General features: G+C 61.0%; 13 protein-coding genes. 7 read left to right on the top strand and 6 right to left on the bottom strand.

Annotation, left to right across the window (positions count from 1 at the left end):
* Positions 1-40 precede the first annotated feature (40 nt).
* Positions 41-1,213 (top strand): efflux RND transporter periplasmic adaptor subunit, encoded by a 1,173-nt coding sequence (locus CRO18_RS15080; protein WP_097082750.1) that lies wholly within the window; start codon positions 41-43, stop codon positions 1,211-1,213.
* Positions 1,213-4,341: an efflux RND transporter permease subunit gene (locus CRO18_RS15075; protein WP_076486149.1), complete on the top strand. Its 3,129-nt coding sequence runs from the start codon at positions 1,213-1,215 to the stop codon at positions 4,339-4,341. The genes CRO18_RS15080 and CRO18_RS15075 overlap by 1 nt, the downstream gene beginning before the upstream one ends.
* Before the next feature lie 191 nt (positions 4,342-4,532).
* Here the strand turns inward: CRO18_RS15075 and CRO18_RS15070 are convergent, their stop codons facing one another.
* Both CRO18_RS15070 and CRO18_RS15065 read right to left on the bottom strand, forming a co-directional pair.
* Positions 4,533-6,020 (bottom strand): aldehyde dehydrogenase family protein, encoded by a 1,488-nt coding sequence (locus tag CRO18_RS15070; protein ID WP_097082749.1) that lies wholly within the window; start codon positions 6,018-6,020, stop codon positions 4,533-4,535.
* A gap of 17 nt (positions 6,021-6,037) precedes the next feature.
* Entirely contained in the window at positions 6,038-7,660 is a 1,623-nt protein-coding gene (locus tag CRO18_RS15065) for a GMC family oxidoreductase (protein ID WP_097082748.1), read from the bottom strand.
* Positions 7,661-7,936: 276 nt separating this feature from the next.
* Between CRO18_RS15065 and CRO18_RS15060 the strand changes: the two genes are divergently transcribed.
* Positions 7,937-8,377, top strand: coding sequence for a MarR family winged helix-turn-helix transcriptional regulator (locus CRO18_RS15060; protein WP_170952701.1), 441 nt, complete (start codon positions 7,937-7,939; stop codon positions 8,375-8,377).
* 57 nt (positions 8,378-8,434) lie between these two features.
* Entirely contained in the window at positions 8,435-10,057 is a 1,623-nt protein-coding gene (locus CRO18_RS15055; RefSeq protein WP_097082747.1) for an FUSC family protein, read from the top strand.
* A 46-nt stretch (positions 10,058-10,103) separates the two neighbouring features.
* Here the strand turns inward: CRO18_RS15055 and CRO18_RS15050 are convergent, their stop codons facing one another.
* From CRO18_RS15050 to CRO18_RS15040, 3 genes are all read right to left on the bottom strand, one after another.
* On the bottom strand, positions 10,104-10,526 hold the full coding sequence (locus tag CRO18_RS15050) for a DoxX family protein (protein ID WP_097082746.1): 423 nt from the start codon (positions 10,524-10,526) through the stop codon (positions 10,104-10,106).
* Between the two features lie 202 nt (positions 10,527-10,728).
* Positions 10,729-11,184 (bottom strand): universal stress protein, encoded by a 456-nt coding sequence (locus CRO18_RS15045; RefSeq protein WP_097082745.1) that lies wholly within the window; start codon positions 11,182-11,184, stop codon positions 10,729-10,731.
* Between the two features lie 68 nt (positions 11,185-11,252).
* Positions 11,253-12,119 carry a branched-chain amino acid aminotransferase gene (locus CRO18_RS15040; protein WP_097082744.1) on the bottom strand — a complete coding sequence of 289 codons (867 nt, stop codon included), beginning with the start codon at positions 12,117-12,119 and terminating at the stop codon, positions 11,253-11,255.
* A 180-nt stretch (positions 12,120-12,299) separates the two neighbouring features.
* On the opposite strand from CRO18_RS15040, the gene CRO18_RS15035 reads away from it, so the two are divergent.
* The 3 genes from CRO18_RS15035 (at position 12,300) to CRO18_RS15025 (ending at position 15,779) form a co-directional block, all read left to right on the top strand.
* Positions 12,300-13,145, top strand: coding sequence for an NAD(P)-dependent oxidoreductase (locus CRO18_RS15035; protein ID WP_170952700.1), 846 nt, complete (start codon positions 12,300-12,302; stop codon positions 13,143-13,145).
* Positions 13,142-13,747 (top strand): sugar transferase, encoded by a 606-nt coding sequence (locus tag CRO18_RS15030; protein WP_097082742.1) that lies wholly within the window; start codon positions 13,142-13,144, stop codon positions 13,745-13,747. Before CRO18_RS15035 ends, CRO18_RS15030 begins: the two co-directional genes overlap by 4 nt.
* Before the next feature lie 115 nt (positions 13,748-13,862).
* Positions 13,863-15,779 (top strand): nucleoside-diphosphate sugar epimerase/dehydratase, encoded by a 1,917-nt coding sequence (locus CRO18_RS15025; RefSeq protein WP_097082741.1) that lies wholly within the window; start codon positions 13,863-13,865, stop codon positions 15,777-15,779.
* Here the strand turns inward: CRO18_RS15025 and truA are convergent, their stop codons facing one another.
* A complete protein-coding gene (truA, locus tag CRO18_RS15020; RefSeq protein ID WP_097082740.1) occupies positions 15,780-16,547 on the bottom strand; it encodes a tRNA pseudouridine(38-40) synthase TruA in 768 nt (255 codons plus the stop codon).
* Between the last annotated feature and the right edge of the window lie 90 nt (positions 16,548-16,637).

Genomic DNA, 16,637 nt, shown 5'->3' with positions numbered 1-16,637 from the left:
TCTTCCTCAACCGACCCTCCCACAGCGTTTCAGGTTCCCCATGTCCTTCCACAGATCCTCCTTGATCCTTCCCCTTGGGTTTGCGCTTGCGCTTTTGCCCAACGCCCTTTTGGCGCAACAACAGGGCCGTGGCCCTGCGCCCGTCACGGTGATCACCGCCGAGGCCCAAGATTTGACCCTTGATGCCCGCTTGCCGGGGCGTATCAAAGCCTCGACCGAGGCAGAGGTGCGGCCGCAGGTGTCGGGCATTCTGCGCGACCGTCTGTTTGATGAGGGCGCCTCAGTCACCCGTGGCCAACCGCTCTATAAAATCGAAGATGACAGCTATCGCGCCGCCGTAGCAGCCGCCGAAGCCGCCGTTGCGCAGGCCGAAGCGGCCCGCGACTTGGCGGTTCTGGAAGAAAAGCGCGCGGTTGAACTTTTCACCAACCGTGCCGGGTCTGAACAAAACCGCGATAGCGCCGTGGCCAGCCGCCAATCGGCCGATGCCGCGTTGCAAGCGGCGCAGGCGCAATTGATGAGTGCGAATATCGAGCTGGATCGCACGACGATCCGCGCGCCGATTTCGGGTGTGATCGGTCTGACGCAAGCCACCACCGGTGCGCTGGTTGCGGCCCAGCAATCGACCGCGCTCACCACGATCCGTGCGCTGGACCCGGTTTATGTCGATGTGACGCAATCAGCGACCGACATTCTGCGCATGACATCGACCCCCGAAGGTCGGGAGATGCGTGCCACGGGTGAGGCCACTCTGATCTTGGCCGATGGGTCGATCTTCCCGCAAAAGGGGCGTCTTGAGGCGGCAGAGCCGCGGGTGGAGCCGACCACGGGTATGGTGACCCTTCGCATGACCTTCCCGAACCCGGATCATGTGCTGCTGCCCGGCATGTATGTGGAGGTGGACCTGCCGCAAGCGCAGGCCAAAGGCGCGTTTAAGCTGCCGCAAAACGCGGTGATGCGCGACCGTTCGGGCGATGCTTATGTTTGGACGGTAGAGGATGGTCACGTTGCCCAGCACAGTGTCGAAGTGGCCGCACCTTCGGGCAATGAATGGATCATCACCGGCGGGCTTGAGAGCGGCGCGCAAGTGATCACCTCGGGCTTCCAAAAAACCGGTGTTGGCGCTCCGGTGCAAGTAGTGCCCGCAGGTGCGCCGGGTGGTGCCCCGCAGGGCGCGCCTGAAGGGGCCGCTCCGGAAGCGGAGGCGCATTGATGTCTCGGTTCTTTATTGATCGGCCCATTTTCGCTTGGGTTATTGCCCTTGTCATCATGGGCATCGGTGCTTTGTCGATCTTGCGGCTGCCTGTGTCGCAATATCCTTCCATCGCCTCCCCGGCGGTTGTGATCTCGGCCACCTATCCCGGCGCTTCGGCGGAAACTGTCACCGACACCGTGGTGCAGGTGATCGAAAAGCAGATGACCGGCCTTGATGGGCTGCGCTACATCCGCTCGGACACCACCTCAACCGGTCGCGCCACGATCACGCTGACCTTTGAATTGGGCACTGACCCAGACATTGCGCAGGTGCAGGTGCAAAACAAACTGGCCCAAGCGGAGGCCAGCCTGCCGCAATCGGTGACGCGCCAAGGGGTGACGGTGGCAAAATCCACCACCGGCTTCTTGATGGTTGTCTCGCTGATTTCACCGGACCATTCGCGCTCTGGCGTGGAGCTGGCCGACTATATGACCTCGTCGATGGTCGAGAGCTTCTCGCGGCTTAAAGGCGTGGGCTCGGTGCGGGTCTTTGGCTCTGAACATGCGATGCGTATCTGGCTCGATCCGCGCAAGCTCAAAGCCTATGACATGGCGCCTGCAACGGTGATTGCCGCTGTTCAGGGGCAAAACGCGCAAATCTCGGCGGGCTCTTTTGGGGCGCTTCCTGCGCCCGAGGGGCAATTGCTTAACGCCACCATCACCGCACAATCGCTGCTGCAAACCCCGGCGGATTTCGAGCGGATCGTGCTGCGGGCCGATACCGATGGCGGGCTTGTTTTGCTGCGCGATGTGGCGCGGGTGGAACTGGGCGCCGAGATGTATGAGATTGAGGCGTTCCACAATGGTGCGCCCTCGGCCGGTATGGCGATCCAGTTGGCTTCTGGCGCGAACGCGCTTGATACGGCCAAGCTGGTGAAAGCGCGGATGGCGGAATTGGCGCCATTTTTGCCTTCGGGCATGGATTACGTCATCCCCTATGACACCACGCCTTTCGTGACGCTTTCGATTGAAGAGGTGGTGAAAACCCTCTTTGAGGCCATCGTGTTGGTGGTTTTGGTGATGCTGCTCTTCTTGCACAATGTGCGGGCGACGCTGATCCCGACCTTGGCGGTGCCGGTGGTGCTTTTGGGGACCTTTGGCGTGATGGCGGCCTTTGGCTTCTCGATCAACACGCTCACCATGCTGGCCATGGTGCTTGCCATCGGGCTCTTGGTCGATGACGCCATCGTTGTGGTGGAAAACGTCGAGCGGATCATGGGGGAAGAACACCTTTCCCCGCGTGAGGCGACGCGTAAGTCTATGGGCGAAATCTCGGGCGCGCTTGTCGGTATTGCCATGGTGCTTTCTGCCGTGTTCGTGCCAATGGCGTTCTTTGGCGGTTCGACCGGGGAGATTTATAAGCAGTTCTCGGTCACCATCGTCTCTGCCATGGCGCTTTCGGTCATTGTGGCGCTTGTTTTCACGCCTGCGCTGTGTGCGACACTGCTGAAGCCCCATTCTGAGGCCAAGGGCGGCTTTGCAAATTGGTTTGGCGACCGGTTTGAGCGCCGCTTCACCCGCATCACTGGGGGGTACGGCGGGATCGTGAAATGGGTCGTGTCGAACCCGGTCAAAGGGCTCATCGTCTATGCCGCGCTGGTGGCGGGGATGATTGCGCTTTACGAACGCACGCCAACCTCGTTCCTGCCCGATGAAGACCAAGGCGTGCTGATGACGCTGGTGCAAACGCCTTCGGGGACGACGGCGGCGGAAACCAAAAAAGTCGTGCGTCAGGTCGAGGCCTATTACCAAAACGCAGAGGCGGAAAACGTCGAATCCGTCTTCTCGGTCGTTGGCTTCTCCTTCGCGGGGCAAGGCCAAAACATGGCGATGATGTTCATCAAGCTCAAAGACTGGTCTGAGCGTGTCGGCCCGCAAAACGGGGCGGAGGCAATCGCTGGCCGTGCCTTTGGGCCGCTGATGGGTGGCATCAAAGAAGCGATCGTGATCCCGATCGTGCCGCCGCCGGTTTTGGAACTGGGCAACTCGAACGGGTTCACCGCCTTCTTGCAGGCCCGCACCGGGCAAACGCATGAAGAACTGCTCGCCGCGCGCAACCAGCTTTTGGGCATGGCATCGCAAAGCGATCTGTTGCAAGGCGTGCGCCCCAACGGGGTGGAAGATGCGGCCCAGTTCCGGCTCGATATCGACTGGGCGAAAGCCGGTGCCGTTGGCCTGACCGCGGCGGATGTGGGCGATTTCCTCAATACGGTCTGGTCGTCTTCCTATGTGAACGACTTCTTGAACGAGGGCCGGGTGAAACGGGTCTATGTGCAGGGGGAACCCTGGGCACGCTCGACCCCTGCCGATTTCGCGCTTTGGCGTGTGCCGAATGCGAATGGGGATTTCGTTTCGCTTTCGACTTTTGCCGATGAGAAATGGGTCTTCGGCCCGCAGCAAATCGTGCGCTACGATGCGCTTCCCGCGATGGAGATCCAAGGTTCGCCTGCGGCGGGGGTTTCCTCTGGTGCTGCGCTTGAGGAAATGGAGCGTTTGGCCGCGCAACTGCCGCCCGGGTTCTCGCTGCAATGGTCGGGGCTCTCGCTTGAGGAGAAAGAAGCGGGCAATGGTGCGATGCTGCTTTACGCGCTGTCGCTGGCCACTGTGTTCCTGTGCTTGGCCGCGCTTTATGAAAGCTGGGTGATCCCGATTGCGGTGATCGTGGCAATGCCGGTGGGGATCATCGGGGGCCTGATTGGTGCGTGGCTTGGCGGGCAGGCGAATGGTGTCTACTTCCAAGTGGGTCTGCTCACCGTGGTGGGCCTGACGGGTAAGAACGGGATCATGATCGTGGAATTTGCCCGTGAACGGATGCGGAGCCTTGGCGAAACCGGGCTGCAAGCGGCGGTCGAGGCCGCGAAACTGCGGTTCCGTCCGATCTTGATGACCTCGCTCGCCTTCAGCTTGGGGGTCGTGCCGCTGATCTTGTCGACCGGTGCGGGTGCCGGGGCGCGCGAGGCGATTGGCTACACCACCTTCTTCGGGACTTTGTCGGGGACGGGGCTCGCGATCTTCTTCGTGCCGCTCTTCTTCCGGCTGGTGGATGCGCTCTTCGGGCGCCGTAAAGCGAAAGCGACAACCGCCTAAGGCCATGACATCGGGTTGCGTTTCGGCGCGACCCAATCGACCAAACATCAAGGCGCCCGAGTGGTTCGGGCGCCTTTTTCAGTGGGTGTGCAAGGGAGTGGTTTCCGCATGGGAGGCCTCGTGCAGATAAAAAGACGGCGGTGGTTTGCACCACCGCCGCCCGTTCGACCCAGCCTTGGGGGGGAGCCGGATCAATACCGGATCATGACCGATTTCAGTTCGGTGTAGTTCTCGATGAAGGCAGAGCCGTATTCGCGGCCAATGCCCGAACCTTTGGCGCCACCAAAGGGAACTGAAGGGTCCACAATCGTGTGCATGTTCACCCAAACCGTGCCCGCTTCGACTTGCGGCACCAGCCGCAGCGCGGTCGCCAGATCATGGGTCCAGACCGAGGCGGTCAGCCCATAGGGCGTGTCGTTCATCTCGCGCACGAGTTCCTCTTCATCGTCATAGGCGACCAGCGTGCCCACCGGGCCAAAGACCTCTTCGCGCCACGAGGTGCTTTGCAGCGTTTTCGGGCGGATGATCGTCGGTTTCACGTAGAAACCGGGGCGGTCGAAGGCGGTGCCCCCGGTGACGATTTCATCGCCTTCGGCCCGTGCCGTTTCAAAGGCGTCGAGACATTTTTGGAACTGCGCTTCGGTGGCAACGGGGCCGATGCCTGCCTCAAGGTCCAACGGGTCGCCCGGCTGCATGGTTTCAAGCCGCGCACGGATTGCCTCGGCCACGGCATCAATCTGGCTGCGATGCACCAAGAAACGCTCCGCCGAGGCACAGATTTGCCCGGTGTGCATGAAGCCCGCCTCGATCATACCATCGACGATTTCTTCAACCTTCATATCCGGCAGGAAGCCCGCGGCGTTCTTGCCGCCCAGTTCCAGCGTGACGTGTTTGAGGTTCGCCTTCATCGATTCCAGCGCCACGATATTGCCGGTGTTGACCGAACCCGTGAGCGAGACTTTCGCAATCCGTTTGTCGGGGATGATGATGTCGCCCAAACGACCGGGGCCGTTGATCACGTTCAAAACGCCATCGGGTAGGCCCGCTTCCTTGCCAAGCTCTGCCACACGCAGCAGCGAAAACGGCGTGGGGGAGGCGGATTTGAGCAGGGCCGTGTTGCCGGTGGCAAGCGCCGCGCCGAACTTCCAGACCGGGATCATCACGGGGAAGTTCCACGGGATGATGCCAAAGACCACGCCCAAGGGTTGGCGCAGGGTCATTGCGGTGTAACGCTCTTTGCCAGCCGCCGGGACCGAGGGTTGGATCGTCTCACCCGAGATTTTCGTCGCCCAGCCCGCATAGTAGCGCAGGAATTGCGCCGCCCAACCGACTTCGATCATCCGTGAAAGCGCAAGCAGTTTACCCGATTGCAGCGTTTCCAACTGGGCGATTTCCTCGCCATGTTCTTCAATCAGATCAGCGAAGCGATAAAGAATCCGCTCGCGCTCGGCAGGGGCCGTCTCTGCCCAGGATCCGCGGAAGGCGGCATCGGCGGTGGCGATCGCTTCTTCCACCTCTTCCGGCGTGGCTTGCGCCACGGAGCCAATCACCTCGCCATTCGCGGGGTTCTTAATCTCAATCCGCGCGCCTTTGCCTTCAACCGCTTTGCCGTTGATGAAATGCCCCTGCTGGCGCGCCAAAAAGGCGCGCACTTCGGGAAGGATGTCTTGTTGTGCCATAGTCTTAGTCTCCGGTCTTATTCAGCGGCGATGGCTGCCGTATTGGGCAGGCCGCAAATCAGGTCGCTGGCCTTTTCGGCAAGCGCGATGGTGGGGGCGTTGGTGTTGCCCGAGGGGATATGTGGGAAGGTGGAACTATCCGCGACGCGCAGCCCTTTGATGCCATGCACCCGCAGTTCGGGGTCCACGACAGAGGTGGCCGGGTCTTGGCCAATGCGGCAGGTGCCCACCGGGTGGTAAACCGTCCGCGTTGTGCGCCGTACCCAAGCCTCAAGCCCTTCAAAGTCAGCCGACGATACCGCCGGGTTGAACAATTCGGTCACTTGGTCTTTCAGCGCGGGCTGTTCAAAGAACTTCAGCGCTAATTGCGTGGCCCGGATCTGTCCTTCCACGTCGCGCGGGTCTTCCAGATAGGCGGCACGGATCCGCGGCAGATCTTCAGGGTCGGCGGAGCGAATTTCGACCTCGCCACGCGATTTCGGCTGCAGGTGCCCCGTTTTGATCGTGATGCCATGGTCGCGGCCTTTTTGGTTCAGGTCCGGGTCATCCCAAGTGTCGAGCACGGGGAGGAAGTGGAACTGCACATCGGGCCGCCCCGCACCGGTGCTGTCAATAAAGGCAAAGGCTTCCAAAATGGGCGAGGTCAGCACGCCCGAGCGCAGGAAGGTCCACTCAATCCCGTGGCGCAGCGCTTTGAGCCCTTTGTCTTGGCCATAAAGCGAGATCGGGTCCTTGATCGCGGCATTGACCGACATATGCAGGTGGTCATGGAAGTTGCGGCCCACCGGAAGCTCGGCTTTTTGCGGAACGCCCGCACGGCGCAGCACCTCTGCCGGGCCAAGGCCGGAAAGTTGCAGAACTTTGGCCGAGCCAATCGCGCCCGCCGTCACAATCACCTCATTGCGGGCGTTGGCGGTGACGGTTTTGCCATGCACCTTGTAGGTGACACCGGTGGCGCGCCCGTCTTCAATCTCGACCCGCTGCACCATCGCGTTGAGTTGCAGCTTCAGGTTTTTATCTTTGCGGATGCGGCGCAGATAGGTTTGCGCGGTCGAGGCGCGCATGCCTTTATGCGTGGTGGTTTGGTAAAACCCAACGCCTTCCGATTGCGCGCCGTTGTGATCGACGATGTAGGGGTAGCCCGCTTGTTGACCCGCGCGGACAAAAGCTTCGCTCAGCGGGTGGCGATAGCGGTTTTCGCTGACATGCAGCGGGCCGGCATTGCCATGGTAATCGTTCGCCATGGCTTCGTTGTTTTCGGCTTTTTTGAAATAGCGCAGCATTTCGTCGCCGTTCCAGCCGGTGGCGCCAAAATCCCGCTCCCAAGCGTCGTAATCTTCTTTGTGGCCGCGCACATAGACCATGCCATTGATCGACGAACCGCCGCCCAGCACCCGGCCTTGCAGCACATCCATCGGGCGGTTCTTGGTGGGGGCTTCCGGCTCGGCCATATAGGGCCAAGATTTCGTCGGGATCACGCGGGACATGCCGCCGGGCGCACGAATGAAGAGGTTGAAATCGCTGCCGCCCGCTTCGAGCAGCAAGACGCTACCGCGGCCACGGCTCAGGATGTTGTAGGCGATCACGCAACCGGCTGAACCGGCGCCGACAATAATGTAGTCAAAGCTTTCGTTGGACATGTTGAACCCCTTTCGTGCAACTGCGGCACCGTTTCGTGCGGCGAACCGTTGAAGCGAAATTAGGTAGCTTGGCTAATAAATTCCATTTGGTCCTTTTAGCCTCTTGTTGTGCGCAATTGCACACAATGGGGTGGAACCAAAATACAATGGCTTTATTGCCACATCAGCGGTGCTTTTGCGGTGTGCTATGAAAGCTGTCGAGGCACTGACTTGCCAAGATGCACAGTGCGAATTAGCTAGCAAACCTATCGAAATCGGAGAGTCGCAATGCCAAAAATGAGCAAGCGTGAAGACCTTGGGCATCAGCTCATCACCGTCTCGCGGCGGTATCGGCGCGTGATGGACACGGTTTTTGCGGCGCATGGGCTTAGCACGGCCTCGACCTTGCCGCTGCGTTTTTTGGCCCGTGAGGCGCGCCCCTATCGGCAAAAGGAACTCGCTGAGCATCTGGATATCGAAGGGCCGACGCTGGTGCGGGTGCTTGATACGCTTGTGGCGCGTGGGTTTGTCGAACGCGCCGAAGATCCGGTGGATCGGCGTGCCAAGCTCGTTTCCGTCACCGTCGCGGGGCATGCATTCCTGCACGCGCTCGCAGGCCAGCTTGATGCGTTGCGCAACACCATTTTCGCAGGCGTTCCGGAGACCGAGGTTGCCAGCGCGCTGCGGCTTTTGGAGCGCATCGACAAGAACATCGAGGCGCAGGGCAATAAGACCTGAGCCAGCTATGGACGAACCCCCGGCACCGGGTTGCCGGGTCAATTAAGGCAAGAACAAATGACACGAACCCAACTCGGCCAAGCCTTGCGTCTTGGTCTCGCAGCCTGGACGGCCTTTGCCGTGGCCACGGCCCTTGGAATTGAACACGCCTTTTGGGCGTCGATGCCCGTTTGGGTGGTGGCGCAGCCGTGGCGCGGCGTGGTGTTTGAACGCGCGCTTTGGCGGCTTTTGGGCACGCTGATTGGCGGCGGCATTGGCTTGGTGTTGCTGACCCTTTCGCCCACGCCTTGGGTGACGGCAGTGGTGATGGCGGCGCTTTTGGCGCTGGGCGGGGCTCTGACCCACCTTTGGCAAGGCGTGCGCAACTATCTACCAATGATGACGGCGCTTACCATTGGTGTTGTGGTGATCCCGGCGCTTCTTGACCCGTCGGGTGGTTTTGATCTGGCGATGGACCGGCTCGCCTGCACCTTCATTGGCGGGGTGAGTGTGGCGCTCATCGTGGGGCTGTTCACGCCCAAGGCCGATAGTGCCGGCTTTCGGGCCGAGGGGGCTGCGCTCGCGCAGCGGTTTCCCGAAGTCGCGCGCTTGCTGCTTGATACCCGCGTGCCCACGACCCGCAAGGATGAGGTCGTGGCCGAGGTGATTCATTTGGGGGCCGAGCTTGAGACGAAAGCGCGCCTTGTTGCGGCAGGCTCGCGCGAAGGGTATCGGCGCATGGCGGCGCTGGATGCGATTTTGGCGGCGGGGCTGGCCCTTTTGGAAGCCGCAACGGAAGCCGCGCGCAACTTCCCCACCCGTGAAGCGGCGCAGCGCCTCTTGTCCGATGAACCCGGCACTGGCCCTTTGCCCGAAACCGGCCCCTTGCCGCGCTTGTCGCGGTCACTGGCGGCTCTTGGGGCGGCCATCGATGAACTTCAATCAACGGCGCCTTCGGGGCGTGATCTGCCGCGCCTTGCGCCGCCAGCAAACCCGACTCTGGCGCTTCGCGGGGCTGTTGTTGCGGCGCTGGCGAGTTTTGCGGGCTCTGCGATGCAGATCTTGGTGGGGGGCTTTGCGATGGAGCTGACCGCCTTTTCGATGGCGATTTTTGCGCTGGTGATGGGGTCTTTGCCGCAACCCAAGCTGATTGCGCCGAAAATGGCGGTGGGTGTCGTGATCGGCGCGGTGACGGGCGCGGCTTATCGGATTGGTTTGCAGCCGCATCTGACCGGCTGGCTTGATCTTGTTATCACGATCTTGCCGTTCATCGCCGTTGGCGCGATTGCCCGTGCTTATCCGCGTACAGCGATCTATGCGCTTGATTATAATATGTGTTTCATGCTCGCCAGTCAGGCGGGCGCGGCACCCGCGCTGACGCCGGATGTGATTCAATCGGCCATCGCGATGACGGTGGGGACGCTGGCAATTGTGGTCTGCTATGTGGCCTTGCCGCGCCCCGGTCCGGCACTGATCGGGCGCACAGAGGCGCGCTTGGCGGCGGATTTGGAGTTGATTGCAAAGCGTTCCGAGCCGATCTCTGCGCAACGGTGGACCGCGATCTGGGGGCGCCGCGTTGTGACTCTGGCGATCGAGTTGGAAAAGGCGGGCGAAGCTTTGCCGCGCCGGGTTCTCCGTTTGGCAAGTGCGGGTCACGCGGCCATCGACAATCGCAAAATTTCGGCCCCGCGCAGCCGGTAAAGCTGCAGGGGGCCGTGGGTCGAATTGTATTGTAGGGGCGGGCTGTTTACAGCCCGCTCACCGCGAGGGCGCCACCGCCCAGAAGGGCTTGAACCAGAAGCGCGAGGCTCCAAAACGCGGGGTATTCCCAACCGCCGTTCGTGTTGTTGAACCAAAAGCCGTTTTGCCGGTGCGCAAACCAACCCGCACCGGCGATGACCGGGATCAGGAGCAGCGCGGCCAAGCTCGTCCACAGCCCGATGATCAGCGCGACACCGCCCAACACTTCAGCGGCGATTGTCAGATAGGCGAAAAAGCCGGGCAGGCCGAGCGATTGGAAGAAACCCGCCGCGCCTTTGGGCGTGAAGACGAACACTTTCAGCCACGCGTGGGCGAGGAACAGCCCGCCCAGCGAAACGCGCAGTAGAAGAGAAGCAATGTCAATGGCTTGGGTGGAGCCGAAGCCGAGGGAGTTAAGAAGTTCGGTCATGGTCTTTGTCCTGTCTGGTCGCCCGCAGCGGCGTGTTTGATGACCTTGATGTAGCGCCGAACTTAATGCGCTTAAATGGACTTAATCGCGTAACACAATCCACGTTTTGTGCGAAATTTGCGCAGGGAAAAACACGCCTTTCCCGTCCGATAAGGACAGGGGAACTCTCTCCATAAATGGGGATATGCGCCCGAAGCCGGGCTTAGGTGATGGATTCGAGCCGTTCTTTGGACATATCGCCCGGCACAATCGTCACCGGAATCGGTAGGCTACCAGAATTGCGGCTCATCTGCGTCACCAGTGGGCCGGGGCCTGCTTTTTCGGTGCCAGCCCCTAGCACCAAGACGCCAATTTCCGGGTCTTCTTGCACCTGTGCCAAAATCTCGGTCACCGGATCGCCTTCACGGATCACAAGCTGCGGGTTCACGCCCTGCTTGTCGCGCATCCATTTTGCGAAAACCTCGAAATGCGCCTCAATCGCTTCGCGCGCTTCGGCCCGCATGATATCGGCCACGCCGATCCAGTGCTGGAACTCTTCTGGCGGGATCACCGAAAGAATGATCACCCCGCCATGGGTGTGCGATGCGCGCATGGCGGCATAGCGCATCGCATTTAGGCATTCGCGGGTTTGGTCGAGTACGACGAGAAACTTGCGCATTCGCTCCTCCGAGTGTCCCGCCATGTTCACCTCCCCGCTGCGTTTTGGCAATGGCTCCGTTGGCGCGCCTAGAGCGGCTGAGACACCGCCCAATCCCAATAAAGTTCGCGGATGCGTTTCGTCACCGGGTTGTCGCCATATTGCACATCGTCAAAGGCGGTGACCGGGGTGACTTTGGCAAAGTTACCCGACAAGAACACCTCATCGGCTTTGCGCACGTCATCCAGCGTTAGCACCGCTTCATGCACTTCCATCCCGGCGGCGCGCATATTGGCAATGTGGCGCGCCCGCGTGATGCCCGCCAAGAAGGTGCCATTGGCAATCGGCGTGAAGGCGACACCATCGCGGACCAAGAACACGTTGGCCGTGGCACTTTCCGCCAGATTGCCCATCGCATCACAGGCGAGCGCATTGCCAAAGCCCTTGCGCTGCGCCTCGACAAGCATCCGCGCGTTGTTCGGGTAAAGGCAGCCTGCCTTCGCGTTACAGACGTTATTGGCCAAAACGGGGCGGCGGAACTGCGTTGTGGTGACTGTGGTCGATTTATCGGCCGCAGGCATCGCAACTTCTTCAAGGCAGAGCGCAAAGCGGGTCGAATTGCTTTGCGGCGCCACGCCCAATTCAGAGCCATCCACCGCCCAATACATCGGGCGCACGTAAACCGCCGCATCGGGGGCGTATTTGCGCAGCCCCTCGCGCGCGATTTCGACCATTTCCGCAGCGTCGACGGTTGGCGTGATCATCAGCGCCTCGGCGGAGCGGTTCACCCGCGCGCAATGCAGATCAAGGTCGGGCACCAACCCGTCAAATAGCCGCGCGCCGTCAAAAACCGAAGAGCCCTGCCAAATCCCGTGGTCAGCGGCGCGCATAACGGCCACGTCGCCCTCGTGCCAAGTGCCTTCGAAATAGGTGCGAATATTGGTGCCGAATGCCATCTGCCTCTCCTTTGCGTCGGCGGATGCTAAGCACCGCATGGGGCAAAGGTCCAGAGCGCCGATTGTATCGGTGCCAAAAGGGGCGCAGTGGCTTCTGGAAGGATTTGCTTAACCTAGATTTCAGCATTTGCGCGGATTCTCCGCCGCATGTCGTCACCGAACCTTTCCGCATCTTCCGCATTGCCGCGCCTACTAATTGTGGGCGGGTCTGGCCGTTTGGGGCGTTTGTTGCGCCACGCTTGGGCTGGGGGCGCGAATGAGGCGCCGCAGCTGCTGTGGCAGGCACGCGCGGGAAGGGCCGTTGCGGAAAGCGACCTGATCTTTGACCCGCTGTCCGAACCGGAGGCCTATCTGTCGGCTATCGCGCAGGCCGATGTGGTGCTGAACCTTGCAGGCGTTGTGCGCGGCGATGCGGCGCAACTGGCCCGCAACACAGATTTGGCGCTGGCGGCGGTGGCCGCAGCCAAAGGCAAGCCGATTCTGGTGGCATCTTCCGCCGCTGTCTATGGCCGCGCAGGGGCCGAACCTTGCGCGGAAGAAAGCCAAATGATGCCGATCGCCCCCTATGGCGCGGCGAAAGCGGCCATGGAGCGCGCGCTTCTCGGTGCGTCTGGCGTCACGGTTCTGCGCATTGGAAATGTCGCCGGGGCGGATGCTCTTTTGGGGGCGGCGCCCACTTTGGAGCCGCGGCAGATTGATATCTTTCCGGCGGGGCATGGCCCCCTGCGCAGCTATATCGGTCCACAAGCTTTGGCAGGTGCGCTTGGGCACCTTGTACGGCTTGTGGCGGCGGGGCAGCCCGTGCCGCCCTGCCTAAACCTTGCGCTGGTTGGGCCGGTGGGGATGGAGGCTTTGGCCGAGGCAGCAGGCTTGGAATGGACGCCCCGCGCCGCCCCGGACGGGGCAATTGAACGCGTGGAACTGGCACTCGAGCGTGCGCAGGCGCTGGGCCTCGTGCCGGATCACCCCACCACGGCGGATGCCATTATCAATGACCTTCGGGGTCTGGAGGATCTTGGCGCATGACTTTGCGAAAACGCCTGTTCGATATCGCCTTCGCGTTGCTTTTGCTGCCGTTGCTGGGTTCGCTTTGCCTCGTGATAGCCGTCGTCCTTTTGCTGACACAGGGCCGCCCGATCTTTTACGCGGCCGAGCGGATGCGCGGCGCGCAAACACCTTTTCGGTTGTGGAAGTTCCGCACCATGACGGTGGTGGCCGAAGATGCGGGTGTTTCGGGGGGCAATAAGGCCTGCCGGATCACCCCCGCAGGGCGGGTGCTTCGGCGCTTCCGGCTCGATGAATTGCCGCAAATTTGGAATATTCTGAAGGGCGATATTAGCTTTGTCGGTCCGCGCCCGCCGTTGCGGGAATATGTCGAGCGGTTTCCCGATATCTACGCGGATGTGCTGCGCAATCGCCCCGGCGTGACCGGTCTTGCCTCGATCCATTACCATCGGCACGAGGAATGGCTGCTGTCGCGTTGTGAAAGCGCCGAAGATACCGACCGGGTCTATTGTAGCCGCTGCATCCCGGCCAAAGCCCGGCTTGATGGCATCTATGCGCGACATGCCTCGGTCGCATTTGATCTGATGCTGATTGGGCGCACGATCCGGCACGTGTTTCGCTAAGCGTCCGATAGGACAAATTAGCTTAATGCTGGAAAGGGAATCTTAGGGTCGTTCGCCTAGTCTTGGCTGCGATGATCCTCTGAGGAGTTGGACCGCGTTGGTCGTCAAATCCATCATGTCTTTGAGCCGTGGCCAGAAGTCCCTAATCTTGCTGGCGTTGGACCTTTGGTTGGTCATGGGCTCTTACCTCGCTGCGATGCTGCTGTTGCATGATTCGCGGCTGATGCCGCTGGTCTTGCTGCAAGACAGCCTCGTGCAACTGCCCTTGCCGATGCTTGCCGGTGGCGTGCTGTCGATGTGCCTCGGTCTAAGCAAAATCCGCCTGCGTGAATACGAAGGGGGCGCGGTTGCCCGCACGGCGGCTTTGGCCGCGATTTTGATGGGTGTGGCCATGGTGCAGGCGCAACTGGGGCAGTTTGCTCTGCCGCCGGGGCTGCCTGTTGTCTTTGCCTTGATTTGCTTCGTTTCCGTCTATTTCAGCCGGATCGTGCTGACGGGCGTGCTGACGCAAATTTATCTGCGTTCGCCGAAGTTTACGCGTGTGGCGATTTATGGCGCTGGGCGCACCGGCATGGCCTTGGCGCAGGAACTTCGCAAAAGCGCCGATTTCGTGGTCTGTGCTTTCATTGACGATAACGCCGCGCTGGGCGGTATGACGCTCAACAGCCTCCCCGTTGTCTCTGGCGCGCAATTGCCCAAAGCGGTGGCAAGCCACAAAATCGACCGGGTGATTTTGGCGATGCCCTCGCTCTCTCCCGACAAGCAGACATTCATGACTCAGCGGCTCGAAAAGCTTGGGGTGCAGGTGCAAAGCTTGCCCGCTTTTGCCCAGCTTCATGGGGGCGCGGAATTGAGCGATTTGCTGAAGCCTGTGGGCAATGCCTCGCTCCTGAGCCGCGATCCGTTGACCGAAGAGCTTCCCGAAGGCTTTGCCGCCTATTTCGGGCGTAACGTGCTGATTTCAGGCGCTGGTGGTTCGATTGGGCTTGAGCTGTGCCGCCAAGTGATTGCCTGCCGCCCGGCGATGTTGGTGCTGTTCGAACTGTCTGAACTGGCACTTTACAAGGCCGAGGCTGAGATGCGCGTTTTGGCGGAGCCGCTCGGGGTGGAGGTGGTGCCCGTGCTCGGGTCCATCACTGATGCGGTCCATGTAAAACAGGTGCTTGAGACGCAGGCGATTGATGTGGTTTTGCACGCTGCCGCGTACAAACATGTACCGCTGGTGGAGATGAATGCCCGCGTTGGTCTTTCCAATAACACGCTGGGCACGGCGGTTTTGGCCCGCGCCGCGCGTGACGCGGGGGTGATGCGATTTGTTCTGGTGTCTTCCGACAAAGCGGTGCGGCCCGGCAATTTGATGGGGGCCTCCAAGCGCTTTGCGGAATTGGTAGTGCAGGATCTTGCTGCGCGCCCCAGCAAAACCGTTTTCTCGATTGTGCGCTTTGGCAATGTGCTTGGCTCTTCCGGCTCTGTTGTGCCGCTGTTTCGGGAGCAAATCGCCCGTGGTGGCCCGGTGACGCTCACGGATGAACGCGTGACCCGCTATTTCATGACCATTCAGGAAGCATCGAAACTGGTGCTTCTGGCTGGCTCGCTCGCCGAGGGTGGCGAGGTGTTCATGCTCGATATGGGTAAGCCGGTGCGAATCGGGGATCTGGCGCGCAAGATGATCAAGGCATCGGGGTATACGGTGCGTGACGCGGCCAACCCGGATGGGGATATTGAAATTGTCACCACCGGTTTGCGTCCGGGGGAAAAGCTGCATGAAGAGCTGATGCTTTGCAAAGGGGCGCGCGCGACCGCGCATCCCAAGATCATCTGGGTGCGTGAGCATCATCTGTCGGAACTTGAAACCGCCGCCGCGCTGCGTGATTTGCGTAGTGCTATCGACCGTGGTTCCGAGGTGGATGTGATTGCGACTGTCGCGTGGGCGGTGCCGGAATATGCTCCGCAAAGCCTGCCCGAAGAAGCACTGCAATGTCAGGTGGTCGAAGCGCGGCGCGCGCTGGCACGCAATATCCCGGCCGAGTGATCAGCAAAACGGATCTTGTGGATAGCCCACGCCCGTGAGGTAAAGCCCATGCGGTGGGGATACCGGGCCACAAGCGCTGCGATCCTTTGCCGCAAGCGCTTTGGCAACATCTTCTGGCGCCCAACTGCCTGCGCCCACTCGCTCAAGCGTGCCGACGATAGACCGCACCTGATTGTGCAAAAAGCTGCGCGCGCGCAAGGTGAACCGAAACTCGGTCCCATGCGGGATTCCCACCTCTTCGAGCGTGATCTCATCCAGCGTTTTGACGGGCGATTTCGCTTGGCACATCGTGGCGCGGAAGGTGGTGAAATCATGATGGCCAATCAGATACGCGGCAGCCTCGCGCATCGCATCGCCATTAAGCACATTTTGCACCTGCCAAACTGTGCCACGTTCCAGCACCATCGGCGCACGGCGCGACACAAGGCGGAACAGATAACGCCTTTCGTTTGCAGAAAAACGGGCGTGGAAATCCTCATCGACGCGCGCACAGGCGACAATCGCGACCGGGTGCGGCTTGAGGTGATAATTCAGCGCCTCACAGAGCCGAAACGGCTCCCAATTCTTGGTCAGATCGGCATGGGCCACTTGGCCCGTGGCATGGACCCCGGCATCGGTGCGGCCCGCAGCCGCAATGGTATGCACGCCGGGTTCAAGCCGGGCCAGTGCCGCCTCAATCGCCCCTTGCACCGAGGGTTGATCTGCCTGCCTTTGCCAACCGGCAAAGGGGCCACCATCATATTCGATCTTAAGCGCATATCTGGGCATAGAAGGCGCGATAGCGCGCACGGCCCCGCAACGCAATGGTGAAGCCCCTGTTTGCCGCCTGCGCCGCTTTCGCACCTGTGAAATGTGTCG

This window comes from Rhodobacter sp. JA431, assembly GCF_900217725.1.
Lineage (GTDB): Bacteria > Pseudomonadota > Alphaproteobacteria > Rhodobacterales > Rhodobacteraceae > Rhodobacter > Rhodobacter aestuarii.
The sequence above is the reverse complement of the archived record's forward strand: the minus strand, read 5'-3'. Positions and strand labels throughout refer to the sequence as shown.

Coding starts and splice junctions, on each gene's coding strand:
- CRO18_RS15070 (WP_097082749.1), bottom strand. CDS start 6,020: ATGGCACAACAAGACATCCTTCCCGAAGTGCGCGCCTTTTTGGCGCGC.
- CRO18_RS15025 (WP_097082741.1), top strand. CDS start 13,863: ATGTCTTTGAGCCGTGGCCAGAAGTCCCTAATCTTGCTGGCGTTGGAC.
- CRO18_RS15030 (WP_097082742.1), top strand. CDS start 13,142: ATGACTTTGCGAAAACGCCTGTTCGATATCGCCTTCGCGTTGCTTTTG.
- CRO18_RS15050 (WP_097082746.1), bottom strand. CDS start 10,526: ATGACCGAACTTCTTAACTCCCTCGGCTTCGGCTCCACCCAAGCCATT.
- CRO18_RS15055 (WP_097082747.1), top strand. CDS start 8,435: ATGACACGAACCCAACTCGGCCAAGCCTTGCGTCTTGGTCTCGCAGCC.
- CRO18_RS15045 (WP_097082745.1), bottom strand. CDS start 11,184: ATGCGCAAGTTTCTCGTCGTACTCGACCAAACCCGCGAATGCCTAAAT.
- CRO18_RS15075 (WP_076486149.1), top strand. CDS start 1,213: ATGTCTCGGTTCTTTATTGATCGGCCCATTTTCGCTTGGGTTATTGCC.
- truA (WP_097082740.1), bottom strand. CDS start 16,547: ATGCCCAGATATGCGCTTAAGATCGAATATGATGGTGGCCCCTTTGCC.
- CRO18_RS15060 (WP_170952701.1), top strand. CDS start 7,937: ATGAGCAAGCGTGAAGACCTTGGGCATCAGCTCATCACCGTCTCGCGG.
- CRO18_RS15080 (WP_097082750.1), top strand. CDS start 41: ATGTCCTTCCACAGATCCTCCTTGATCCTTCCCCTTGGGTTTGCGCTT.
- CRO18_RS15065 (WP_097082748.1), bottom strand. CDS start 7,660: ATGTCCAACGAAAGCTTTGACTACATTATTGTCGGCGCCGGTTCAGCC.
- CRO18_RS15040 (WP_097082744.1), bottom strand. CDS start 12,119: ATGGCATTCGGCACCAATATTCGCACCTATTTCGAAGGCACTTGGCAC.